This window comes from Paenibacillus sp. OV219 (genome assembly GCF_900110075.1).
In the GTDB taxonomy this organism is placed as follows: domain Bacteria; phylum Bacillota; class Bacilli; order Paenibacillales; family Paenibacillaceae; genus Paenibacillus_Z.
Genome location: NZ_FOCJ01000011.1, coordinates 66457 through 84926 on the forward strand (window position 1 = coordinate 66457; position 18470 = coordinate 84926).

At 54.0% G+C, this 18470-nt stretch carries 22 protein-coding genes; 14 read left to right on the top strand and 8 right to left on the bottom strand.

Going from position 1 to position 18470, the window contains the following annotated elements:
• Nucleotides 1-62: 62 nt before the first annotated feature.
• From BMY11_RS23205 to yidC, 3 genes are all read left to right on the top strand, one after another.
• Nucleotides 63-500 (top strand): rhodanese-like domain-containing protein, encoded by a 438-nt coding sequence (locus BMY11_RS23205; protein ID WP_256217724.1) that lies wholly within the window; start codon nt 63-65, stop codon nt 498-500.
• A gap of 211 nt (nt 501-711) precedes the next feature.
• Nucleotides 712-963 carry a hypothetical protein gene (locus BMY11_RS23210; protein ID WP_090581860.1) on the top strand — a complete coding sequence of 84 codons (252 nt, stop codon included), beginning with the start codon at nt 712-714 and terminating at the stop codon, nt 961-963.
• Nucleotides 964-992: 29 nt separating this feature from the next.
• Nucleotides 993-1838, top strand: a complete 846-nt coding sequence (yidC, locus tag BMY11_RS23215; protein ID WP_256217725.1) for a membrane protein insertase YidC — start codon at nt 993-995, stop codon at nt 1836-1838.
• Between the two features lie 55 nt (nt 1839-1893).
• Here the strand turns inward: yidC and BMY11_RS23220 are convergent, their stop codons facing one another.
• Entirely contained in the window at nt 1894-2256 is a 363-nt protein-coding gene (locus tag BMY11_RS23220) for a winged helix-turn-helix transcriptional regulator (protein ID WP_090581862.1), read from the bottom strand.
• A gap of 165 nt (nt 2257-2421) precedes the next feature.
• Here BMY11_RS23220 and BMY11_RS23225 point away from each other — a divergent pair, with 165 nt between their 5' ends.
• From BMY11_RS23225 to BMY11_RS23240, 4 genes are all read left to right on the top strand, one after another.
• Nucleotides 2422-3639, top strand: a complete 1218-nt coding sequence (locus tag BMY11_RS23225; protein ID WP_371262921.1) for an MFS transporter — start codon at nt 2422-2424, stop codon at nt 3637-3639.
• A gap of 78 nt (nt 3640-3717) precedes the next feature.
• On the top strand, nt 3718-4569 hold the full coding sequence (locus BMY11_RS23230) for an aldo/keto reductase (RefSeq protein ID WP_090581866.1): 852 nt from the start codon (nt 3718-3720) through the stop codon (nt 4567-4569).
• Nucleotides 4570-4706: 137 nt separating this feature from the next.
• Nucleotides 4707-5438: a CBM35 domain-containing protein gene (locus tag BMY11_RS23235; protein ID WP_177182789.1), complete on the top strand. Its 732-nt coding sequence runs from the start codon at nt 4707-4709 to the stop codon at nt 5436-5438.
• Nucleotides 5439-5440: 2 nt separating this feature from the next.
• Nucleotides 5441-6112 (top strand): glycosyl hydrolase, encoded by a 672-nt coding sequence (locus tag BMY11_RS23240; RefSeq protein ID WP_177182790.1) that lies wholly within the window; start codon nt 5441-5443, stop codon nt 6110-6112.
• A 77-nt stretch (nt 6113-6189) separates the two neighbouring features.
• On the opposite strand, the gene BMY11_RS23245 is transcribed toward BMY11_RS23240, so the two are convergent.
• Complete coding sequence (locus BMY11_RS23245) at nt 6190-6843, bottom strand: hypothetical protein (protein WP_090581872.1); 654 nt, start codon at nt 6841-6843, stop codon at nt 6190-6192.
• Nucleotides 6844-7065: 222 nt separating this feature from the next.
• On the opposite strand from BMY11_RS23245, the gene BMY11_RS23250 reads away from it, so the two are divergent.
• On the top strand, nt 7066-7833 hold the full coding sequence (locus BMY11_RS23250; RefSeq protein WP_090581874.1) for a TSUP family transporter: 768 nt from the start codon (nt 7066-7068) through the stop codon (nt 7831-7833).
• A gap of 26 nt (nt 7834-7859) precedes the next feature.
• On the opposite strand, the gene BMY11_RS23255 is transcribed toward BMY11_RS23250, so the two are convergent.
• Nucleotides 7860-8537: a response regulator transcription factor gene (locus tag BMY11_RS23255; RefSeq protein WP_090582077.1), complete on the bottom strand. Its 678-nt coding sequence runs from the start codon at nt 8535-8537 to the stop codon at nt 7860-7862.
• Between the two features lie 5 nt (nt 8538-8542).
• Nucleotides 8543-9736, bottom strand: a complete 1194-nt coding sequence (locus BMY11_RS23260; RefSeq protein WP_090581876.1) for a sensor histidine kinase — start codon at nt 9734-9736, stop codon at nt 8543-8545.
• A gap of 243 nt (nt 9737-9979) precedes the next feature.
• Here BMY11_RS23260 and BMY11_RS23265 point away from each other — a divergent pair, with 243 nt between their 5' ends.
• The gene (locus tag BMY11_RS23265) at nt 9980-10489 is read left to right on the top strand and encodes a CcdC protein domain-containing protein (RefSeq protein ID WP_090581878.1); all 510 of its coding nucleotides are present in this window, start codon (nt 9980-9982) and stop codon (nt 10487-10489) included.
• Nucleotides 10490-10535: 46 nt separating this feature from the next.
• Here BMY11_RS23265 and BMY11_RS23270 read toward each other — a convergent pair whose 3' ends face one another.
• Nucleotides 10536-11006 (bottom strand): GNAT family N-acetyltransferase, encoded by a 471-nt coding sequence (locus tag BMY11_RS23270; protein ID WP_090582079.1) that lies wholly within the window; start codon nt 11004-11006, stop codon nt 10536-10538.
• 25 nt (nt 11007-11031) lie between these two features.
• Nucleotides 11032-11619 (bottom strand): TetR/AcrR family transcriptional regulator, encoded by a 588-nt coding sequence (locus tag BMY11_RS23275; protein WP_090581880.1) that lies wholly within the window; start codon nt 11617-11619, stop codon nt 11032-11034.
• A 151-nt stretch (nt 11620-11770) separates the two neighbouring features.
• Here BMY11_RS23275 and BMY11_RS23280 point away from each other — a divergent pair, with 151 nt between their 5' ends.
• The 5 genes from BMY11_RS23280 (at nt 11771) to BMY11_RS23300 (ending at nt 14550) form a co-directional block, all read left to right on the top strand.
• Nucleotides 11771-12802: an NAD-dependent epimerase/dehydratase family protein gene (locus tag BMY11_RS23280; protein ID WP_090581882.1), complete on the top strand. Its 1032-nt coding sequence runs from the start codon at nt 11771-11773 to the stop codon at nt 12800-12802.
• 23 nt (nt 12803-12825) lie between these two features.
• Nucleotides 12826-13062 carry a hypothetical protein gene (locus tag BMY11_RS23285; protein WP_090581884.1) on the top strand — a complete coding sequence of 79 codons (237 nt, stop codon included), beginning with the start codon at nt 12826-12828 and terminating at the stop codon, nt 13060-13062.
• 117 nt (nt 13063-13179) lie between these two features.
• Nucleotides 13180-13539, top strand: a complete 360-nt coding sequence (locus BMY11_RS23290) for an ArsR/SmtB family transcription factor (RefSeq protein WP_090581886.1) — start codon at nt 13180-13182, stop codon at nt 13537-13539.
• On the top strand, nt 13536-14033 hold the full coding sequence (locus tag BMY11_RS23295; RefSeq protein ID WP_090581888.1) for an SRPBCC family protein: 498 nt from the start codon (nt 13536-13538) through the stop codon (nt 14031-14033). Before BMY11_RS23290 ends, BMY11_RS23295 begins: the two co-directional genes overlap by 4 nt.
• A 58-nt stretch (nt 14034-14091) precedes the next feature.
• The gene (locus BMY11_RS23300) at nt 14092-14550 is read left to right on the top strand and encodes a DinB family protein (protein WP_090581890.1); all 459 of its coding nucleotides are present in this window, start codon (nt 14092-14094) and stop codon (nt 14548-14550) included.
• A gap of 631 nt (nt 14551-15181) precedes the next feature.
• On the opposite strand, the gene BMY11_RS23310 is transcribed toward BMY11_RS23300, so the two are convergent.
• Both BMY11_RS23310 and BMY11_RS23315 read right to left on the bottom strand, forming a co-directional pair.
• Nucleotides 15182-17302 carry a CocE/NonD family hydrolase gene (locus BMY11_RS23310; protein ID WP_090581894.1) on the bottom strand — a complete coding sequence of 707 codons (2121 nt, stop codon included), beginning with the start codon at nt 17300-17302 and terminating at the stop codon, nt 15182-15184.
• 3 nt (nt 17303-17305) lie between these two features.
• Nucleotides 17306-18469, bottom strand: a complete 1164-nt coding sequence (locus BMY11_RS23315) for a dipeptidase (RefSeq protein ID WP_090581896.1) — start codon at nt 18467-18469, stop codon at nt 17306-17308.
• Nucleotide 18470: the final 1 nt, after the last annotated feature.

Consider the following 18470-nt stretch of genomic DNA (forward strand, 5'->3'; position numbering starts at 1 on the left):
AATTGCGGAAGCTATGATACATTGAGATCAAGCAATCCACAACCCACTGGAGGTAATCTCATATGACCATTCAAGCACGCCAATCCCTTGTACTCGAAACTCCTGCCGCATCGCCTGAGCAGACGCATCGCCATTATATGAATAAGCTAGCCGTCGAAACAGACGTCGCGGATGTTCGGTATGACATGCAGCATGGCCTGAACGACTTTCAGCTCATTGATGTCCGCAGCGAGAAAGCTTATGGAGAATGTCATATTCCAGGTGCGATTAACCTTCCTTCGAACCAGATCAGTGCGGGCGCTACTGTAGCCTTCAATAAGGAGCAAACGATTGTCGTCTATTGCTGGGGTCCTGCTTGCAATGGAGCAACCAAAGGCGCGGCCCGTCTCTCTGGTCTCGGGTTCAAGGTAAAAGAGATGCTGGGCGGCATTGAATATTGGCGCAAGGAAGGCAACGAGGTGGAAGGAACGATTGGGAAGGCTGCTCCCTTGGTTGGCTAAGACTGCCTAACATAATAGCGGCGCGGGAAATGACACCCGCACCGCTTGTGTCGATCAGAATCGCTGCGTCGGCGTCCCTGCATATGCATTCCCTTACGATAGCATGGGGAGCATTCATTACCAACCAGCCGTCATTTCATCATTACTCCACTGCGTGCTATAATGCAGGTAGACAACGAGAGGTTCTCGGGATGAAAAGGAGGCGGCGCAGATGGATCAATTCATAGACTTAATTCAGTTATTGCTCTCGATTAGTCTGATCTACTCCATCGTGTCCTTTACCTCTGCTTTCATTTCCGCCAAGGAGATTCCGCCGAATCACGGCATGGTGGCTGATGCCCCATCTGTGGCAGAGCCCATTAATCTGCCCCGTGGGACCAATATGATGCGGTGGATTGTGCTTACCATTAGACGCAAAGAGTCACCTGATGATACCGATTGTCCTTCCCTTATTGATGCATAGTACATTCAATAGGGAGGATTACCTTGATAATGAAGTTAAATGTAAAGTTAAAGTCTCACAAATGGATGAAGCCCGCGTTAATTGCGCTCCTCGGGGTCACGCTGGCCCTGACGCTTAGCGGTTGCTCGGCTGCATCAGCGTCGAATCCGATTGAAGCCTCTTCGCCGGGGCTGTTTAACCACTACTTGATTTATCCTTTTTCACTGCTGCTCAAATGGATTGCAAACGGTCTGGGTGGCGATTACGGATTATCTATTATCCTGATGACATTGATCATCCGCACCGCCATCGTGCCACTGATGATGAATCAGACGAAGAAGCAGGTGTCGATGCGAGTGAAGATGGCTGTTATTCAGCCGGAGTTGGACGCGCTTAAAGAGAAGTACAAAGATGCCAGTCCGGAAGCCAAAAGACAGCAGCAAGCCGATACGATGCAGTTGTACCAGAAGCATCAAATTAATCCGCTCAATGTCGGATGTTTGCCGATGCTGCTGCAGTGGCCGATCACGCTTGCATTCTACTACGCGATACGCCGTACACCAGAGATTGCTGCACATAATTTCCTTTGGTTTAGTCTAGGGAAAGCGGACATGGTCCTGCCGTTCATCGCGGCGGCAGTCTATTTCGTTCAATTCCGCGTCTCTCAGAAGATGTCGGCGCAGCTTCAGCCTAATGCGAATACCAATAACCAGCTCGCTTACATCGGCTTGCTTTCCCCGATTATGATGGGTGTAACTGCTTTTGCCATGCCTGCTGCACTGCCGCTTTATTGGTCGGTGGGCGGGATATTCATTATCGTTCAAACGATTGTTCTGAATAAGATGTATGCGAAGCCGGTGAAGACGAATCCGTCTGTGCTTGTGGAGAAGATGTAAAGAAGGCCGGGACGCCTACCATTGCGGTAAGGCTCCCGGCCTTTTTGTCATTTGGTTATCGATTAAGAATACTATCCTCCAGCACGGCGAATTTATCGCCGTACTCCTTCACAATATGATGCTCACCCCATGAGCATAACGAATCCAGCGTCGGCTTCAGTGTCCAGCCGTATGCAGTGAGCTCGTATTCCACCTTCGGTGGCACCTCATTGTAGACGATTCGATTAATGATTCCGTCGTTCTCGAGCTCTCGCAGCTGCTGCGTCAGCATCTTCTGCGTAATGCCGGGCATGAGCCGTTTCAAATCGCTTGTCCGCTTCTTGCCATGCGTGAGATGGCATAGAATGACGCATTTCCATTTGCCGCCGATGACCTCTAGCGTCGCTTCGACCGAAATGTTATATTTTTTCTTCTCCATATTTGCAGGGCCCCTTTATTCAAGTTAGGTTGTGTATGAAAATGAGAGTAGGGTACTTTTTGGTGCCTATAGCACTTAAGAGTGCGTACTGTTCGCTGTGGATGGTCTCCACTATAATAGCACTACCGGCCGGTGAATACCAAGCTGTAAGGAGTGGAACGATTGATGCATACGAATCGAAAAAGCACGCTCGCGCTCATCGCGCTAGCTATAAGTGCATTTGCCATTGGAACAACCGAGTTTATTAGCGTCGGGCTGCTGCCGCTCATCGCTGATGACCTGCATATAACAGTACGTACAGCTGGACTTACGGTCACGATATACGCCCTTGGCGTTACGGTCGGCGCACCGATTCTGACTTCATTGACCGGGGCCGTGCCGCGCAAGACGCTGCTGCTATGGATTATGGCGGTCTTCATTGCCGGGAACAGCATAGCTGCGATGGCTCATGGAATTACGCTGCTACTGACGGCGCGCGTCATCTCGGCTTTCGCACACGGCGTCTTTATGTCCATCGGCTCAACGATTGCGGCTAGCCTTGTGTCGGAGAATCGCCGTGCGAGCGCGATCTCTATTATGTTCTCTGGACTGACGATTGCGACGGTGACCGGCGTACCGCTCGGCACATTGCTCGGTCAGCAGTGGGGCTGGCGGAGCTCCTTCATTGCCATTGCTCTAATCGGCCTCGTGGCGCTAGCCGCGAATGCGCTGCTCGTCTCTCGCGAATTAAACAGCGGCACACGTACAAGGATGAGTGACCATACCAAGCTGCTCTCGAACAGCCGTCTACTGCTCGCTTTTACCATAACCGCTCTTGGCTATGGAGGCACATTCGTTGTCTTCACGTACTTATCACCGCTGCTTCATGAAGTAACTGGATTTGGCGCGAAGACGATCGCTGCAATTCTGTTCGTCTATGGGATCGCCATCGCGATCGGCAATCTGATTGGCGGACGGGCGGCGAACCGGAGGCCGCTTAAGGCGCTGCTGTACATGTTCGCTGCGCAGGCTGTCGTACTGCTATTGCTCGCTTTTGCCGCTCCGTTCAAGGGACCGGCGCTGCTCGTTATTTTCCTCATGGGGCTGCTTGCTTTCATGAACGTGCCGGGTTTGCAGACTTATGTGGTCATCCTGTCGGAACGGTTCGCGCCGAAGATGACGGATGTGGCATCGGCGCTTAACATTGCCGCGTTCAATGCCGGTATTGCGATTGGCGCTTATGTAGGCGGCATCGTGGCCGAGCAAGTGGGACTTGTGCACACCGCATGGGTTGGCGCCTTGATGGTAGCTGCTGCTGCTGTACTGACAAAATGGAGCAGCGTGATGGAGAAGCGGGATCAGATGGCTGAGACGGAGAAAGATCGGCAACAGATGACTGCGTGAGCAAAGTAGCAAGAGTAGCAAGAGTAGCAAGAGTAGGACAACAATAAAGATGGATGAAAATAAGGAGGATATTAAATAATGAATACAACAGCAAAGCATCTACAGGATACAACGGTACTGAATAACGGGGTGGCGATGCCTTGGCTAGGGCTCGGCGTCTTCAAAGTCGAGGAAGGGCAAGAGCTGATTGACGCCGTGAAGGAGGCCATCCGTTTCGGCTATCGGAGCATCGACACAGCTGCGATTTATAACAACGAGCGAGGCGTCGGACAGGCAATTGCCGAGGCGCTCACGGAAACGCCAGTAAGCCGTGAGGAGCTGTTCATCACGTCCAAAGTGTGGAACGCGGATCTCGGCTACGAATCGACACTGGCCGCATTCGAGACAAGCCTGGAGAAACTGGGGCTCGACTACCTAGATCTGTATCTGATCCACTGGCCGGTAAAAGGTAAATACAAGGACGCTTGGCGTGCCCTGGAACAGCTCTACAAAGCGGGCCGCGTCCGCGCAATCGGCGTCAGCAACTTCCACGTCCATCATCTGCAGGACCTCTTGGCGGATGCCGAAATCGTGCCTATGGTCAATCAAGTGGAGCTCCATCCGCGTCTGTCGCAGGGCGAGCTGATCAAATTCTGCGCAGATAATCGCATCCAGATCGAAGCATGGTCGCCGCTTGCGCAAGGACAGCTGCTGGACGATCCAACTCTGCAAGAAATCGCAGCGAAGCACGGCAAGTCGATTGCCCAAATCATCCTGCGTTGGGATTTGCAGCACGGCGTCGTGACGATACCGAAGTCGACAAAAGCACATCGTATTGCCGAGAACGCATCCGTATTCGACTTCGAGCTGACAGCCGAGGAGATGGCGCGTATCGACGGGCTGAACCAGAATCTTCGTGTTGGTCCCGATCCGGACAACTTTAATTTCTAAGATGGAACAAGCCTTTCGCCTTAGCTCTTCTAAGGATGGAAGGCTTGTTTTGTTGTTTGGAATTTGTACATATCCGGCCTATCTCATTTCAGGTATTGTATATACAAAACAAACTTGGATTGGATGGAGGGCTTTCCGTGAACACTAGCGTTTCGAATAACAACACCATTATTGTTTCAGCCGAGAGCGGCCGCTTGCACGGCGTAGAGATCGCTTCGGAGACGCCGGATTTTACCGGGATAGGCTATGTAAAGGGCACGCATAAGGATGGAGATTGGTTTGAGGTAGACGTTCATATTGCAGAGTCCGGCCACTATGACTTTAGTATCCGTTATGCCATTCCGGATGGCCGAAGAACGAACGCAATTTGTATCGACGGCGCCTTCTACGGTTATATTATTTCCTCGAGGACGGAAGGGTTTATTACGGAGCGCCAGTGCACCGTACGGCTCACGGAAGGCGTTCATACGGTTTCGATCTTGAAAGCTTGGGATAACGGCGCTGACGTGGATTGCTTCATGTTCACACAGACTCCGGCTCCGGTGCTTGACCGCTCGCCACGTACACTGATCAATCCGAACGCATCGGCAGAAACGCTCTCGCTCTGGAACTACTTGAACAGCCTATTCGGGAACGCCACACTTACGGGTCAGCACACGGCTTCCTCGTTTACGCCTGCGAAGGAGTTCGAGTATATCCGCGCAGTAACGGGCAAGCAGCCTGCTATTCGCGGCTTCGACCTGCTTAGCTATACGCTTGCGACGGAGACGGCCGAGCCTACGCCGCATAAGCTGCTCGAGATCGAAGAGAATAAGGGCTCGATCGAGGCGCGGCCATCGAGTGGACGACCGTTCATAACGGCATCGTAACGTTGACCTGGCACTGGTATGCGCCGACCGGCGGCAAGGACAAAACCTTTTATTCGAAGAATACAGACTTCAATCTTCCGCTTGCGCTTACGCCGGGAACGAAGGAGCATGAGCTGCTGCTCGCCGATATGGATTGCGTTGCCGAGCAGCTGAAGAAGCTGCGCGATCATAATGTGCCTGTGCTTTGGCGGCCGCTGCACGAAGCGGACGGCGCTTGGTTCTGGTGGGGAGCATTCGGGGCTGAGCCCTGCAAGCAGCTATGGCGCCTCATGTACGACCGGTTCACGAATATGCATCAGCTGAACAACTTGATCTGGGTTTGGAACTCCTCGGTTCAAGAATGGTATCCAGGTGATGGAGAGTCCGACATCGACAGCTGCGATATCTACGCGCCATCGGGCAATTATGGCCCTGTTCGCAAACATTTTGAACTCACAGACGCGCTTGCGGGCGGGAAGAAGATGATTGCGTTCGGCGAGAACGGCGCGATTCCCGATCCGGATCAACTGATGGCAAGCAGCACGCCGTGGCTTTGGTATATGACGTGGGGCGAAGGCTTCGTACTGGAGGGCAAATCGACGACGGACGAGCAGCTGCGCAAGATCTACGACCATCCTTCTTGCATTACGCTGGATCGTTTGCCAAATTGGAGACATTTTGGCGGAAGCGAGTAATACGATCTCTATCGTCGCTAATAAAGAAGATGGCCGATCTCATCCCAATCGCGGATGAGCATCGGCCATTTTTTTAGTTAGAAATACGTCCGCCGCATCGCATCGTTCTTCTGACGCTCCAGCGATTTGGTCAGCATGAGCTTCAGCACGCCTCCGGCATGCGCCATGGCGAGCTGTCCCGCTTGATCCGCCTCTTCTTGATTGCCTTTCCTGAATGCAATCTCCGCGTCAACGACATGACGGAGCGCCTTGCTTCGAATAGCCGCTTTGAACGTGTCCGCGCGATTATAATCGCTCGTAAGCACCGCGATCAAAGCTTGCGAATAGCTGCGGTGCGAGTCCGATCGAATCTCGCTCACGAGCTGACTCGCCTCGGCAAGCTCCTGCCGTTCAATATGCAGCGAGATACGGGCTGCGGTCTGTGCCTGCTTATTGCGAATGAGAGGAATAGTCCGCTCTACCGCATCGAATTCGCCATTAGCCGAATCGAGCAGCAAGCCATTTTGCGGATATTTCACCTTCGTCCGCTGGAGGAAGGTCTCTACCTTGCTCATATTTTGCGTCCATAACAGGATATGCAATCGCGGGACGTAGAATAGTGCGAATACAAGGACGAACACGCCAAGCAATAGAAGCCATTCATGCTCCGAGGATAGGTGATGCGCCCCAAGCCACATGCCGAAGCCGAACGCGGGAGGGAGGATGAGAGCCCATTTTAACCATGTATTCATTTCCTTGTGCTCCTTAACGTGATATGTGATAGGGCAGTGCAATGCCTAAGGATAAAGGGAAACTAAAGCGGCGGCTATATGTAAATGATGGAATTGACCCAAGCAGCGTATTGATTTTCATGCCGAAAGCTGAGATTCTGTACAAGGTGTTACAGGCGGTCGCTTGGGCGGCCTGCTTCTTGTGTTACGCGTCATTTGAAAGGGGTTAAATGATAAGCAACTATGGAACTAACATGGGGAATTATCGCATTAATGGTAGGCGGCGGATTTCTAGCTGCTTTTATTGATTCATCGGTGGGCGGGGGAGGATTGATCTCCGTGCCGGTCTTGCTGGCAGCAGGGCTGCCGCCGCATCTGGCGCTCGGGACGAACAAGCTGTCGGCATCGTTCTCGTCCGTAACCAGCACGATCACGTTCTGGCGTTCTGGCAAAATCAATCTGCGCAGCACGGGCAAGCTTGTCCCGTTCACAGCGGTGGGCGCGGCGGGAGGGGCGCTGCTGCTACAGCTCATTCCGTCGGATTGGCTGCGGCCAGCGATTGTTGTCATGCTGATCGGCGTCACGATTTACACGCTGCTGAAACGTAATTGGGGGATGGAAGGGACATATCGCAAGCTGACGACGACTGCGCAGCTCGGCGCAATTGCGGCGGCGTTCGTGCTCGGCGCGTATGACGGCTTCTTCGGGCCGGGAACAGGCTCGTTCCTCATCTTTATCTTCATCATGCTCGGATACGATTTCGTTCAAGCGGCAGGCAATGCGAAGCTGCTTAATTTCACGAGCAACGTGGCGAGCTTGATCGTGTTTCTATCACTGGGCTGGGTTGATTTCCGCCTAGGGTTTCTGATGGGCGCAGCAATGGTGCTCGGTTCGTTTGCCGGCTCGCGGCTTGCTATTCGGCAGGGAACGAAGTACGTGAAGCTGTTGTTCGTCTTCGTTACCGTGCTGCTGATTGGCAAGCAGCTGTGGACGTTGATTTCGGGCAGCTAGCCGCCGTTAGTGCGCCAGCCGGTTGCTCACTTCACCATGCCTCTGCGCAGCGCAGTTACGACAACCTGCGTCCGGTCTTCACAGCTGAACTTTTGCAGGATGCGATGGACGTGGCTTTTGACAGTACCTTCACTTATAAAAAGCTTCTGCGCGATGCGGTCATTACGCAGACCATACGCCATCTCCTGGAGGATCTCTTGTTCCCGTTCGGTGAGCGGCTCCGGCAGCGGAGAATCCTCAGAACCACTGGTATACGCCGGTAGAAGCACAGCCGACGAGACCGCGCGGGATAGTGCGTCTGCAGCAAGCTCAGTTCGATACACGGCTTCACCCCGATAGGCGGATCGAATCGCTTCGAGCATATCTTCCACGTCCGCATCCTTCAGCAAATAGCCGACGGCGCCTGAGCGGATCACTTCGTAGATGTAATCGGGATCGTTGAACGTGGTGAGGATAACGATCTTAACGCTAGGCAGCTGTTTGGTAATCAGCTTCGAGGCTTCAATGCCTGTCATGCCTGGCATCTGGATATCCATCAGAATAATGTCCGGCAGCAGAGCGAGCGCCTGGGCAACGGCTTCATTGCCGTCAGCCGCTTCGCCGGCAATCTCCATATCGTCCTGCAAGCTGATGACATAGCTAAAGCCTTGCCGAATCATCTTCTGATCGTCTGCGAGTAATACTTTTATTTTACCGCCTGTCATCATATTCACCTGCGAATCTCCTCCTTCGTCTCCTTCGTCTCCTCTTCTGCTACGCTTATCGGCAGCTCTGCTCTAATCTGGAACCCATTTGGAACAGCTGCTCCAAAGGTCAGCCGACCGCCAGCCTCTTCAAGCCTCGCCCGCATCGTCTTCAGTCCAAAACCCTCCCGGACCGCTTCGCTTGCATTTGCCTTTCCGTTATCCTGAACGATCAGCACGATTCGCTCCTCCTCTGACCATACCCGCACATCGACATACTCCGCTTCGGAATGACGAACAATATTAGTGATAGCTTCTTGCATGAGGCGAAAGAGCAAGGTCGCGTTCTCTACTGTAATTTCTTCCTCTGGCAGCTTGGCCTCGAAGCTATAGGTGATGTTTGCAGTCGCCTCCATCCGTGCAAGCTGCGCCTTAATCGAAGCAAGCCCGGACATCGTCCGATCATCGGCAAGTGAATGAACGGAAGTCCGAATGTCCTGAAGGCCTTGGCGGGCCACTTCCAGCATACCGGCTAGCGACTGCTCCGCCCGTTCAGGGTCCTTCACGATCATATAGCGCAGCGCCTGCATCTGAACGATCAATGAAGTCAAGCTGTGCCCGACCGCATCATGGATTTCGCGAGCAATTCGCGTGCGTTCGTCCATTACTGCCCCCCGCATGGACGTGACGGACGCTTCTTGCAGATGGACGTAAGCTTCCTGAAGCTCCACCAAATTGCGTTTATTCTCCTCATTGATCGCATCGCGTTGGCGACGGCTTTGCACGGTGAAAAAGAAGAACACAGCGATAATGACGAAAGAGACGAAGCTGCTCAAGCTTTCATCGCCGAAGGCGGTATATAGTCCGGCAATTGTAATCATTACCGCTAGCATTGGAATTCGCTTTGTGCCAAGTACCAAACGGATCGTTGTCGTCACAACGATAATCGCCAGAAAATAAAGCAGCACGTTCTCATGATAGAAGATCATGCCTGCTGCCGTTTCTGCTGCTGCGAGCGCAACGAACACGAGCGACTTTCGTCTCGTTTGCCAGAAGCCGCGATATACGAATCGGATGATATAAGTCGCTAAGATAAGTATATTTAGTGCGATTTTGAGGGGGGAGCCTGAGAAAAATCCGTTCATATTCATAAGAATGGCGATGAATACCGCCCCGGCTGCCGAGCGGATGAATGATCGTCTGTCATGCAGCTGCAGCATAGGTGCTTGCCTCCGATCGTTGGGAACACCGCCACGATTGGCTTTGTGTTATGTTCATTGTAGCCATGCGAAGCGTCGGAAAGCAATCGAAGTTGAGGGCAAAGTTGAGCTTCTCTATCTACAGATATAGGGTGCGCCGAAGTCTGTTTCTATCTGAGGATGGTCGTGCGGACGAGCCTTGCCAGGGTATGATTGTACTCGTTAGCGACGATCACGATTCACGAAATTAAAGGAGGCATATAGATGCAGCAGATGATTATTGTAATGGCCCTATTGTTCGTGGGGTACCGGATCTTCCGGCGGGTGCGCAGTAATTTCTCTTGGAGTGCGCTGCGGCCGAGAAGACTTGGCTTTCGGATGGTTCTGTTTGCGGCGGTTGGGGTCTTATTCATGGTGGAAAGCGGATTTACCGCGGTCAGCGTTGTTTCGGATATGCTCGGCATTGTGTTAGGTGTCGTTCTCGGACTTGTTGGCGCGTCAATGACTTCATTCGAACGCCGCGGCGCCGAGCTTCACTACAAGGCGAATGTATGGATCGGCAGCATCGTGACCGCGTTGTTCATCGGACGTTTCGCCTATCGTATGTATGGAATTATGACCATGCCGCAGGACCAAAGTAGCTATAATTTTGCAACTGGAGGCAGCGGTTGGTCGTCCGGACTTATCCTTATCATGTTCGCTTATTACGTTGTTTATTACGCCTTTCTTATGAGCAAGGGCAAGCCCAACGCCAGCGCAGTTGAGATAAAATAAAGCCGAAGCCGCAAACCGAGATCGGGAGCGTACTTCGGCTATTCCGTTAGCCAAGCGACTTGATATACCAGGCATCGCATGCGAAATGCTCCGATCCGGCAAGCGGCGCGTCAAGCTGCTCGAAGCCGTGCTTCACGTAGAAACGGTTCGCTGCTGCCATATTCGACAGCGTCTCCAAGTAGCACTGCTTATAGTGCTGCCTTGCGAACACCAGCGCCGTATCCAGCAGGGATGCAGCCACTCCGGTGCCGCGCGCGTGCGGAAGCAGATACATTTTCTGAAGCTCGCACACTTCAGAGGATTCGGCAAAGGGAGCAATCCCGCAGCCGCCCACGACCTCCCCGTCCTGCTCAATGACCCAATAGGCGTGTCCTTCTGGCTCATAGAATTCGGCCAGCCTGCCGAGGCTCGCGTCTTCCCAAGCCAGTCCCGCCCGGTTGCCTCCGAATTCGATTAAACACTCCCGTATAATTCGCTCAATGGCCGCGTTATCTTCCGTCTGTAGTTCTCGAATCATCCAAGTCAAAGCTTAACAACCTCCATTAATCTTGCTCTAACGTAATGCCGCGTAGAAACACACGATATGCGGTTTGCAGCTGCTCACCGAGCCCTGTTTGGCCGCCCATGCCGGTACTCCATGTCACTAATGTTCCAAAATAAAGCTGCAAGGCGGTTGACGCCAGCTCTTCTGCAGCAATCGAGTGTGTGAACTCGCCGGCTTGCTGCCCTTTGGCGAATAGCTCGACAATCGCCTGCAGTTTCACCTCGTGGCCTGCTTTGACTTTATCGGCGGAGCTTGCAGCCAGAAACCGCTGAAGCGCCGAGCGCAGCAGGGCGGGATTGGCGCTCATCGAATCGCCCAGCTCCTTTAGGAAGGTGAGAATGAGCGGCGTATAAGGGCCAGGTCTATCGTTCAGGCTGAACAGCTCAAGGAGGTAGAAGTCCTTCTGAAAGGTGAAGAGCAGCTCTTCCTTCGTTGCAAAATAATTAAAGAAGGTTCCTTTCGCCACTCCGGCTGCTTGCGTAATCTCCGCTACACTCGTTTCCTCGAACCCTTTCTCCGAAAACAACTGGAATGCGGCCTCGGATATGCGCTGCAACGTAGCTTGTTTCTTCTCTTCTCGACTCATACAAGCCTCCTTATCTTCACGTATTATAGCACATCCTTAAAAAATGACCACTGGTCAAATAATTATTGACCGTTGGTCATTTTTCGTTTATGTTGGGTCTATAACGAATCAAACCGAATCGTCCAAGTAGAGTCTAGGAGGCAATATGAGCATGAAGAAAGAGAAGTCGGATCAAGCAAAAGAGGTCGTATTAGTAACGGGTGGTACAGGATATGTCGGGGGCTGGTGCGTTGTAGAGCTGCTGAGGCGCGGCTATACGGTTCGCACAACGGTGCGCAGCTTGTCTAAGGAGCAGGCTGCTCGGGCGAGCATTGCAGCAGAGGTTGATCCGGGCGACCGGCTGTCATTCTATGCGGCTGATTTAACATCGGACGAGGGATGGGGCGCTGCCGTGTCTGGCTGTGATTACGTGCTTCATGTCGCTTCGCCGCTTAGCCATGACAACGCTCGCGATCTGGACTCGCTCGTCGGACCTGCGCGCGATGGAGCGCTGCGCGTCCTTCGTGCATCCGTTAAAGCCGGCGTGCGGCGCGTCGTGATGACCTCATCCTTGGCGGCTTGCACACCGACATCCTACCGTGAGGAAGGGATCATAGACGAGACCTTGTGGAGCGATCCCAAAGATAATAAACTGGACTCATACCGTAAGTCCAAAGTGTTATCCGAGATGGCTGCATGGCAGTTCATGAATGAGAATGCCGGTGGCACTTCGTTTACGACGATTTTGCCAGGCGCGATCTTTGGTCCGGTATTGTCGCAGGCGAATCAGAATGGCTCTGTGCAGGTTATCGAGCGTCTCGTGAAGGGGCGCTTGCCGGGGACGCCTCGTCTCGGCTTCGAAATCGTTGACGTGAGGGACTTGGCGGAGCTGCATATCCTTGCGATGACCGCAAGCGAAGCGGCCGGGCAGCGATTCATCGCCGTCTCGGGCTTCATGTGGATGCACGAAATTTCGCAGGTGCTGCGTGCCAAGCTAGGCGAGCGAGCTAGTAAGGCGCCGACACGCATGATCCCTGACTTCGTCCTGCGCGTGCTCTCGATCTTCGATGGATCACTTCGGTCGATTGTGCCGATGCTGGGACGGAGATTTACGCATACGCCGGAGAAGGCGCGGCAATTGCTGGGCTGGCGAACGCGGGCGGCTGAGACGACCGTCGTGGAATGCGCGGAGAGTCTTCATTAACGTACGAAGTGGAGTGACCCTTTTTGAAAAAGTTTCAGAATGACTGGCTGCACGTACTCGGCATCATCCTTAGTCTTCTCTCACTGGCTCTGCTTGTGCAGCCTCTGGTGCGCGCGATCCTCGGCAAGCCGATTATCTATCGGTTCTTAGGATGGCTGCCGGAGGGCTGGCCTTCTCTAGTAGGCTGGATTGTTGTGCTAATCGTCGGCCTCGTATTGATTTCGATTACGAAGCCGCTGCCGAAGAGTAAGCCGGAGTAAGCTAGAGAAAGCTAGTATAAGTGTGTGGGCAGCTGAGCGGATGTGAAGGCTCGGCTGTTTTTTAATTATTTTTATTTAAGTGTATACTTAATTAAGTGTTTGGTTTATAATAAGTCCATGGACATTTTCACAGCAATTTCAGACTCCAATAGACGTCATATTGTTGAATTATTAGCCGAGAAAGGAAGCCTGACCGCTACTGATATTTGCAGCTACTTCACTGTTAGTCCACAGGCGATCTCGCAGCATCTCAAGGTGCTTCGTGAGGCGAACGTGGTCACTGTGGAGAAGAAGGCGCAGCAGCGGATATATCGCTTGAATGAGCAGGCGATATTCGAGGTGGAGGCATGGGCGAAGCGGTATAGACAGCTGTGGAGCGAGCGCTTCGAGAAGCTAGACGGTTTATTGCAGGCGCGGATGGAGCAGCAGCAGAACAAGCCGCGTACTCAAACAGATGAGAGGGATGAAGAACAATGACAGTGTTGAATGAAACGAAGCTAACAGCTGAGCCGGGCAAGCAAGTGATTCTAATCGAGAGAGAGTTTAATGCGCCGCGCGAGCTCGTATTCGAGGCGTTCACCGATGCAGACCTGTTCGTGCAGTGGATGGGGCCGAGCCAACTGACGATGCAGCTGGAGAAGTTCGAAGCGCGGGACGGCGGAGCGTGGAAGTATGTCTCCAAGGACCCAAGCGGCGGCGAGTATGCCTTTTGCGGTGTGTTTCATGAAGTGACTGCTCCGCTGCGGATCGTGCAGACGTTCGAATTCCTTGGCCTGCCTGAGCGCGGACATGTGACGCTAGAGACTGCGGTGTTCGAGGAGCTGCCAGGAGAGCGGACCGTTGTAAAGATGGAATCGGTATTTCGCTCGGTCGCAGACCGCGACGGCATGCTGCAATCCGGTATGGAAGGCGGCATGAACGAGTCGTTCGGCAGACTAGTGAAGCTGCTGGAGACGCTTCGCAATCGGTAACGGCAGCCGTATAATGAAGCTAGTAAGATAGGCTTCTTATCGGAGGGGACTTAAGACGATGCAAACGATAAAGCGCATGATTGAGCATCAAATTTGGGCGGATCGACAGCTGTTAGCTGGGCTGCGTGCTAACGGGGCAAACCCGGCAGACGCGGTGAAGCTGATGCGCCATCTTGCAACCGCTGAGCAGGTCTGGATCACGCGGCTGACTGGCGAGAGCAGCGTGCATCTGCAGCTATGGTCTGATGACGCAGACCTCGACTCACTTACGGACCTGCTGGCGAGCAACGAGGCGAATTACCGCGCATACATGAACAGCTTGACCGAGGAGAAGATGGACGAAATGATCGCTTACGCGAATCAGAGCGGAGTCATGTTCAGCACGTCGGTTCGGGATATTTTGTCACAGGTCGTTCTACATGGGCAGTATCATCGTGGGCAGATTAACCGGGCTTTGAAGGAAGCCGGGGGGACGCCACAAGCGCTGGACTATATTTTGTACGCGAGAATGCAGTAGGCCGAGAAACAACCAGCGGCAATGAGAAAGCACCCCACATCGGGGTGCTTAGAATGTCCGAGAAAGTCTCGGGTAGCATGGGCCTTATCCTTAAATGGATAAGGCTTTTTCTGATTGAGCGAAAGAAGCTGGCTTGGTGGACTAGATTGGTGAAAAACCGGTGGATGGAACGCATGAAGCTGGTATGGTGGACTACAATGGCGGAAAACCGGTGGATTGAGTGGACTACATTAACCAAAGAGAGTCCTCAGGGTCACTACATTGGCAAGAATTCACCGATATCGGCTAAAGAGTATCCTCAGGGTCACTACATTTACGATATTTCGCCGAATAGGACCAAGGAGAGCCCAGGTTCACTACTTTATGGAGTAAACCGGGGAATTCTCATCAAAGAAGGGTACGACGTACCCTACAATGGGGGAAATCAGGGGTTTTGAGCCAAGGTGGGGTACGACGTACCCTACATAGGAGTAAATCAGGGACTTAGAGCCAAAGAGGGGTAGCACGTACCCCGCATTAACGAGAAAGCCAAGGTACTATATCAGAGAGAAGTCCTGCGGGTTTTCTCGGGCAACAAAAAACACCCCTATTGGGGTGCTTTTTGTTACTCTACATTGGCCCGTCCCGGTACCTAGCCGAGCACCGGCAGCAGCACATGGCTCGGATATTGCTCCGAGTGATGGATCGTCTGCGTCGCCACAATCGGACTCGGATCGTCGTACGGATTAATGCCTGTGTTCGAGTTCGGGAAAGCGACGAACTTGCTCGATGAGGTAACCGAGAAGCGGACACGGTGATTTGCGGCAAAACGATGCGCGATATTCGGCATGAAGATGTCATATCGATCCACCTTGCCTGGTGTCAGCAACTCCGGCTTGTCGTAGCCACTACGATATTTCGCGCGGACGATGTAGCTCGAGAGCAGAATCGAGTTGTCCGCTTCGTCCACATCGCTTAGCGAGACGACCCAGTCGGTGTCGACCGCGGAGCTTGCCGCGTAAAGCATGGCCGAGAGCTCGCCTGCAATTGTCAGTTCTTCGGTTAGCCGCTCGCTTGTATAGCAGAGAACATCCTGACGAAGCTCAATCGTACGGCGGTTCTCCGGCTCGCGCTCGCCGGAATCGGCGACCGGATCGGTCGGATTATAGATGTATACGTCTGACTCCGCCTGCGAGGAGCCGGCAGCTGGTTGCAGCTGTAGCGTGCCGTTGCCGAAGGCGGAATTCGCACGACCGCCGCTGCCGAGATAGAACGGCGTTACGGTCGATTCGGCCGGCGTCCATTCTGCGGACGTACGCCATTTGTTCTCGCCGACCACGTAATAGCTCGCTCTAGGCTCCGAGTCGATACCATTCTCGATCCCTTTGAGATAGCGGTCGAACCAGCGCAGTACGTTCACGTCGTAGTCGTAGACGACGGCGTCTTCGCCGAAGGCGACGCCTTTCAGATCGCGCGCCCGGTTCGGGCCGTGCTCCCACGGGCCGAGCCAGATTTTGCGATTCGGCACGTCATGCTCGGTGAGCAGCCGCCACGTCTCAGAGACGCCCGGACTGTCGCCGTCATACCAGCCGGAGATGACGAACATGGGCGCCTTGATCTGGTGGGCGCGCTCCGCGTGATTACAGTTCTGCCAGTATTCATCGTATTCCGGATGCTCGCTCCACATGTCCCATGGACCGGAGCTGCGGCCGATCATTTGCTGCGGAATTTCTTTGATTGGGCGCGCGTCCACCGCTTTCGCCGGATCGACCGTAATGCCTGCGAAGATTTGAAAATCCGTCCGCGTGCCGACCGACTGCGCCAGCGTCCAGCAAAGCAGCGGCCACGAGCAGACCGTTCCGCCCCGGCGCACGGTATCGACGAACGGGGTGCCGACGTTGACTTCGTTGACGACGGCTTTTAGATTCGGATGCCCGCTCGTGGATGCGGCCATGACCACATAGCCAAGATACGATGCGCCCCACATGCCGACATCGCCATTCGACCAGGGCTGGGTGATGATCCAGTCGATCGTGCCTGCGCCGTCCTCGCGCTCATGGTAGAAAGGCACGAGCTCGCCCTCGGAATCTGCGCGTCCGCGCACATCCTGATTGACGACGGCGTAGCCTTTGCTAACCCAGTGCATGAAATTCTCTTTGCGTCCATTGCGGTCGTAGCAGGTCCGAACGAGAATGGTCGGCAGCTTGGTGCCAGGCGCGATGCCTTCCGGCAAGTAGACGTCCGTTGCCAGCTTCACGCCATCACGCATCGGAATAAGGAAGGTGCCGAGATCGTTCACGCCGTACTCGGGCTTCGACAAGAGTGGATCATCGTACACGACGAGTGGCGTCAGCTTCTCGAGTCCTTCCTCTACGATAATCTCCATGCCGTAGCGGTTCGGCGTCAGGAAGGCAATCACTTCGCCGTCCAGCGTGACGATGTCGACCGCTGTGCCGCCGCGCTTCGCCCACACCTGAGAGACGCGACCTTGCTCGTCCTTGTAAGTCAGATGGCGATGATAGATCTCGCCATTAGAGGCGGTCACGCGGTCGCCTGCCCACTCCGTCTTCAGGTAGTGCGGCATCGCTTCGCGGATTTGCTGAAGTGGAAGGGCATACTTCGATCTGTCGTCCAGCACGTTCTCCTGCATTTGCGTGCGCTGTCTGGCGTTCACTTTGGCATGCATGATTTTGCCGTCATCCGTAAACCGAATGCGGCCTTCATATATACCAGCGCAATAGAAGTTATATATCTTCGCCTTTGTTATCGTCATCGATTAGCTCCCCCATACGTGTTCGAATACGCGCAGCCAGTTGCCGCCGATGATTTTGCCGACTTCTTCGTCCGAGTAGCCGCGAGCGACGAGGCCTCGGGTGAAGTTAATGAACACGCCGTACTGCTCCAGCCCTTTGACAAGCTCCGTCGATGGGCCATCTCCCTTGGCAAAACCGAGCTTCGGCGCGATATGCTCCTTGAAATAGACGAGCGACCAGTCGACGTCGCTCATCGGCCAGTCGGTGCCGATGCCGACGTGGTCGACCCCGACCAGCTTGGCGATGTAATCAATATGATCGAGCACATGGTCGATTGTCGTCGCCTTCGGGTCTTCGTGGACGAACCACGGCATCGCGAACACGCCGATGACGCCGCCCGTTGCTGCGATTGCTTGAAGCTCTTCATCGCTCTTGCAGCGGCGGTGCGGGTAGATCGCTTCTACGCCTGTGTGAGAGGCGATGACCGGCTGCTCAGACAAACGGCAAGCGTCGAGCGTTGTCTGTTTGCCGCAATGGCTCGTGTCCACAACGATGCGGAGCTCGTTCAGCCTGCGGATAAACGTCATACCGAAGTTGGAGACGCCGCCGTTCGCAAGCTCCATACAGCCCGAAGCGATGGCGTTCTGGTTGTTATATGTCAGTTGAACGACGCGTAGGCCGAAGCTGTGCAGCGCCTCGAGGAGATCGAGATTCTTGCCGAGCCCGGTCGGATCTTGGGTCGTAACGATGCCGGCTTTGAGTCCTTCCGCTTTCGTCTTCCGAATGTCGGCAGCAGTCAGTGCCTTAATGAGCCAATCGGTGCGGTCGAATTGTTCCTGCACCTCGCCCATGCTTGTCATGATGTCATCGTGGCTGGACACATCTAGCTCACGGTTGCCGGCGGTAATGCCGGAGCGGTACCACTCGTCCTTGAAGGCGGCGAGCTCGCCCCGAGCGGACATTTGGCGCAGCCGCTTGCTCGGAAGCATGGCGTACGCCATGGGATCATCCTTCAGCGGCTCGCATGCTGCCTTTATCTGTTCGGACACTTCAGCCGGAATAACGCTAGGGGAAAGAGGCCCTTGAAAAAGAAGATCAATAACGATGCTGCGCTCATGAATGTCACGCGCGCGTTGTTCTTGCTCCGCAGTGAGTCCAAAATCATACAACCCTGCATGTTCACTCATG

What these genes read in the sequence shown, in the direction of transcription:
- BMY11_RS23205 (WP_256217724.1), top strand. Translation starts at nt 63, where the DNA reads ATGACCATTCAAGCACGCCAATCCCTTGTACTCGAAACTCCTGCCGCA.
- BMY11_RS23210 (WP_090581860.1), top strand. Translation starts at nt 712, where the DNA reads ATGGATCAATTCATAGACTTAATTCAGTTATTGCTCTCGATTAGTCTG.
- yidC (WP_256217725.1), top strand. Translation starts at nt 993, where the DNA reads ATGAAGTTAAATGTAAAGTTAAAGTCTCACAAATGGATGAAGCCCGCG.
- BMY11_RS23220 (WP_090581862.1), bottom strand. Translation starts at nt 2,256, where the DNA reads ATGGAGAAGAAAAAATATAACATTTCGGTCGAAGCGACGCTAGAGGTC.
- BMY11_RS23225 (WP_371262921.1), top strand. Translation starts at nt 2,422, where the DNA reads ATGCATACGAATCGAAAAAGCACGCTCGCGCTCATCGCGCTAGCTATA.
- BMY11_RS23230 (WP_090581866.1), top strand. Translation starts at nt 3,718, where the DNA reads ATGAATACAACAGCAAAGCATCTACAGGATACAACGGTACTGAATAAC.
- BMY11_RS23245 (WP_090581872.1), bottom strand. Translation starts at nt 6,843, where the DNA reads ATGAATACATGGTTAAAATGGGCTCTCATCCTCCCTCCCGCGTTCGGC.
- BMY11_RS23250 (WP_090581874.1), top strand. Translation starts at nt 7,066, where the DNA reads ATGGAACTAACATGGGGAATTATCGCATTAATGGTAGGCGGCGGATTT.
- BMY11_RS23255 (WP_090582077.1), bottom strand. Translation starts at nt 8,537, where the DNA reads ATGACAGGCGGTAAAATAAAAGTATTACTCGCAGACGATCAGAAGATG.
- BMY11_RS23260 (WP_090581876.1), bottom strand. Translation starts at nt 9,736, where the DNA reads ATGCTGCAGCTGCATGACAGACGATCATTCATCCGCTCGGCAGCCGGG.
- BMY11_RS23265 (WP_090581878.1), top strand. Translation starts at nt 9,980, where the DNA reads ATGCAGCAGATGATTATTGTAATGGCCCTATTGTTCGTGGGGTACCGG.
- BMY11_RS23270 (WP_090582079.1), bottom strand. Translation starts at nt 11,006, where the DNA reads ATGATTCGAGAACTACAGACGGAAGATAACGCGGCCATTGAGCGAATT.
- BMY11_RS23275 (WP_090581880.1), bottom strand. Translation starts at nt 11,619, where the DNA reads ATGAGTCGAGAAGAGAAGAAACAAGCTACGTTGCAGCGCATATCCGAG.
- BMY11_RS23280 (WP_090581882.1), top strand. Translation starts at nt 11,771, where the DNA reads ATGAAGAAAGAGAAGTCGGATCAAGCAAAAGAGGTCGTATTAGTAACG.
- BMY11_RS23290 (WP_090581886.1), top strand. Translation starts at nt 13,180, where the DNA reads ATGGACATTTTCACAGCAATTTCAGACTCCAATAGACGTCATATTGTT.
- BMY11_RS23295 (WP_090581888.1), top strand. Translation starts at nt 13,536, where the DNA reads ATGACAGTGTTGAATGAAACGAAGCTAACAGCTGAGCCGGGCAAGCAA.
- BMY11_RS23300 (WP_090581890.1), top strand. Translation starts at nt 14,092, where the DNA reads ATGCAAACGATAAAGCGCATGATTGAGCATCAAATTTGGGCGGATCGA.
- BMY11_RS23310 (WP_090581894.1), bottom strand. Translation starts at nt 17,302, where the DNA reads ATGACGATAACAAAGGCGAAGATATATAACTTCTATTGCGCTGGTATA.
- BMY11_RS23315 (WP_090581896.1), bottom strand. Translation starts at nt 18,469, where the DNA reads ATGAGTGAACATGCAGGGTTGTATGATTTTGGACTCACTGCGGAGCAA.